The organism is Microcystis sp. M083S1 (genome assembly GCF_020246405.1).
GTDB lineage: Bacteria > Cyanobacteriota > Cyanobacteriia > Cyanobacteriales > Microcystaceae > Microcystis > Microcystis aeruginosa_C.
Window position 1 is genome coordinate 1 of the sequence record NZ_JADBTB010000180.1, and the last position, 3,504, is coordinate 3,504.

Here is a 3,504-nt window from a genome sequence, read left to right on the forward strand (position 1 = left end):
AAATATAGCTATCGGAAATTTCCAATCCCCCTAGATAATTTGTCGGGGGAACGGCGAACGTAGGGATTTCCCAGGCAACAGCTTCGGAAATTTCTGATCCTCCTGGATAATAAATATAGCTATCGGAAATTTCCAATCCCCTCGGATAATAGGTATAGGTAAATGTGGTATATTTTGAGTTATCAGAAAATGCCGGGGGACGTAATTGAGGAATTTCTCCACCCACTACCGCAGACCCAGAGCAATCTTCAAGGGGCATATATTGTTTAGCCATCGAAATCTCCTTGGTAATCGATAACGGAAAAAAGTGAGAGATTTAACTGGAATTACACTGATGGACAAAATTAATAAATCAACTTTGCTATAATTCATACTACTCAGTCCTCTATGCTAAGATGATCCAAAAAACGCAAGTTTTTAAATTGATGGGCAAAAAAGCTTAATTTCACTCAATAACCAAGTAATTATATAGATGTTTATTTTTGACAATAAAACCAATATTTTAATTAATTCTCAGGAATTAACCTTTAAAAGTGAATATGTTTGTGACTTTTCTCGCTATTTTCAGAATCGAGAATTTGTCAACGTAGATGCTTTACAACTCAGTGGTGATCATTTTGAAGGGTATCTTTCAAGGATCATCATCGATGAAGTGATGTTAGAATTATCGCAACGTAATTGTTTAACGAATGTTGCGGGAGTAGTCCATTCTAAAATGTGGGTTTTTGCGATTCCTGTTCAGGTGAATTCTGTCTTCTTCCAAAATTTGTATCCATTAGAAAATAACTATCTGGGGATTATACCCCCTAAATCAGAAATTTCCGTTTTTCAGCATCCTTTTTCTAATCGTTTTCAGCTTTACGTTCATGATAATTATCTGCAACAATTGTGCCAAACTTTAGAGCTACCAGAAGCGAAAAAGTTTTTAAATTCTTCCACTTCTTCTATTGTGATTTGCCCATCGGAAAAAATTCGTCATCTCCAACAATCTTGTCATCAACTTTATCAAATGCTATTTAATTTAGATCGTCAACAAATATCTGGGAAAAGAAAAGCATTAAGATTGAATTTTGTCGGTCAAAAATTAAAAGAAGAAATTGTCAAAGATTTTCTTTTGACTTTAGCAGTAACCAAATATATTAAAACCCCTAAAAACGCTATCAGACGCACCTCTATCCTCAAAAAAGCAGAAGAAATGATGAGAAAAAATCTGCGTTCTGATCTGACTATTCCAGCGATTTGTCAAGACTTAGAAGTAAGTCAACGCACCTTAGAATATATATTTAAAGACTTCTATCAAATGTCTCCTTACAATTATTTTAAATTGCTTCGTCTTAATGCTTTACATCAATCTCTTAAACAAAATAATCAGACAAAATTAGTTTATGAAATTGCCGAAGAATTAGGTTTTTTTCATCGAGGATATCTGGCCTCTGATTATAAAAAACTGTTTGGTTACTTCCCCTCGGAAACCTAAAAAAATAGTAGGGGTAGGAATGAGGATTATTTTTAGATTTATTTCGAGAACTCAATTCCTAACTCCTCTTTCAATTGAGCGGCTCTCCCGTACTTGTTTGGTAGGGGCGTATATTGTACGCCCTTTCTTCGATCTCATAACCTCAAGAGAGCCATTAATAATTAGCCCCACCGAGATTAATTTACTTAATTCCCACTAAAAAAGTTGTACCGATCGCCATAATTGCCAATCCGATTAACTTGCTAATTAGAGTTGCTTGCTTGGCTAATTTTTCCTTGATGACACTGCCAAGGAAAAAAGCACCAGATGCGATCGCTAATTGGATGACGGTAAAACCGATTAAATAGGCAACTAAAGCGGCAACTCGCGCCCCGATAATTGATTCTCCGTAGGCATAACCGTGGAAAATTCCCGCAATCATTGCCAGAGTTGCCAGAGCGATCGTATAGAGATTAGAATGAGTTTGTAAACCTTTTTTCAGGGTTAAAATTAGTCCAAAAATCACCACAGAAAGGGCAACAATCCCTTCAGGAAAAAGTAAATTTATTCCCTGTAAATGAATCCCCGTCCCGATTAAAGTAGCAATCGCAAAAGCGATCGGAATTAATAAACCCTGTTCCATCCCCACAGCAATTAAACCACTAGCCACCACAAAAGCTAAATGATCTAAACCGATAACTGGGTGAGCTAAACCCGATAAAAATCCATTCCAAAAATTATCGGGAGTTTGCCCTGCCATGGCATGATGGGCGAGGGTTTTGCTGGCAAAAATTAACAGGAAGAGAGGGACAATAGTTAATATCCTTGTCCAGCTTTGACGAAAAATTATCTTCATTGATTACCTCAAAATTATGATTCGGAAACCCGCGCAACAATCGCCCGGTGTCGGGGACTGGTGGGGGTAATGATCGGTGTTTGAAACCCCGCTTCAACTAATGCCCGTTCGATATCGAGAGTAAAATATTGATCGAGATAGGGTTCGGTACTCTTGAGTAAGGTTAGGACATAAGGGGGCATTTTTCGATAAATTTCCGAGCGCGGATTCATATCCATCAGCGTCAAATAACCTCCCGATCGCAATAAACGACGCGCTTCGGCGAAAATTTCTCTAGTAGCCTGTTGGGGTAGTTCGTGGAACATTAAAAACGAAGATACCAGATCGTAGGACTGACTGGGTAATTGAGTTTTTTCCGCGGCTGCGTGTTGCCATTGAATCGTCTTTTGTTTTTGTTGAGCTTGGTATTGGGCAACGGCTAAATAGTAGGGAGAGAGATCTAACCCAGTTACCCGCGCTTGCGGATAAGTATCTTGCAGCGCAAAGCTGCTCATGCCGACACTACAGCCTAAATCGACAATATCGTTAATTTCTGCCTTGATTTGCTCCTTCAATATCCGGTGATATTCCCGCCGCAATCGCGGATCGCCGTCAATCCCCGCCCCGGGCCAGATGGTAGAATGGACAGCATAGGCGGCAGATTCTACCTCAAAAGCTGGCAACCAGTCTAAATTGCCCTTTTCGTAAGCGTGGAAAGAACAAACATAGTATTCGGGATAGACGAGATCGGGATTTTCTACCGCTTGCAGTTCCCGACTCCAATCCCTTTGTTGCCATTGTTTGACGGTTTCCCGCCAAGGTACGCCTAGTTTTTCGGCTCTTTTAATCATCATATTGCGCGCCTGATAGCGAGCGATGTCAAAAAGCGGTTTTATGCCGAGAATACGGTTAACTAGACCAGAAACAGGATTAAAGGAGGCTGGAACGGGTGTAACTGTCATAGAAAAGCTTCGATCGTAAATTTTCCCTTTTTCATCTTATAACAGTGATCAGTAATCAGTAATCAGTGAAAAAACAGCACTGTCACCGCCATTTAATACTGCTCGGTTAATAAGTAGCTGGTTATAATTAAATTAAAAATGGATTTTAGGTTCGATCCCCCCTGCCTCCCTTGATAAGGTAGGGTTGATTCATGAATCAACCCTACCCTTGATAAGGGGGGTGTCTGATAATTTTTAAAGCCTACCTACTT

At 39.5% G+C, this 3,504-nt stretch carries 3 protein-coding genes and 1 pseudogene; 1 reads left to right on the top strand and 3 read right to left on the bottom strand.

Going from position 1 to position 3,504, the window contains the following annotated elements; genetic code table 11:
- Positions 1-274, bottom strand: a pseudogene (locus tag IM450_RS16430) (hypothetical protein); the annotation flags it as partial.
- A 198-nt stretch (positions 275-472) separates the two neighbouring features.
- Here IM450_RS16430 and IM450_RS16435 point away from each other — a divergent pair.
- A complete protein-coding gene (locus tag IM450_RS16435; RefSeq protein ID WP_287666534.1) occupies positions 473-1,477 on the top strand; it encodes a helix-turn-helix domain-containing protein in 1,005 nt (334 codons plus the stop codon).
- Positions 1,478-1,658: 181 nt separating this feature from the next.
- Here IM450_RS16435 and IM450_RS16440 read toward each other — a convergent pair whose 3' ends face one another.
- The gene (locus IM450_RS16440) at positions 1,659-2,312 is read right to left on the bottom strand and encodes a HupE/UreJ family protein (protein ID WP_287666531.1); all 654 of its coding nucleotides are present in this window, start codon (positions 2,310-2,312) and stop codon (positions 1,659-1,661) included.
- Positions 2,313-2,326: 14 nt separating this feature from the next.
- On the bottom strand, positions 2,327-3,253 hold the full coding sequence (locus IM450_RS16445; RefSeq protein WP_287666528.1) for a class I SAM-dependent methyltransferase: 927 nt from the start codon (positions 3,251-3,253) through the stop codon (positions 2,327-2,329).
- Positions 3,254-3,504: the final 251 nt, after the last annotated feature.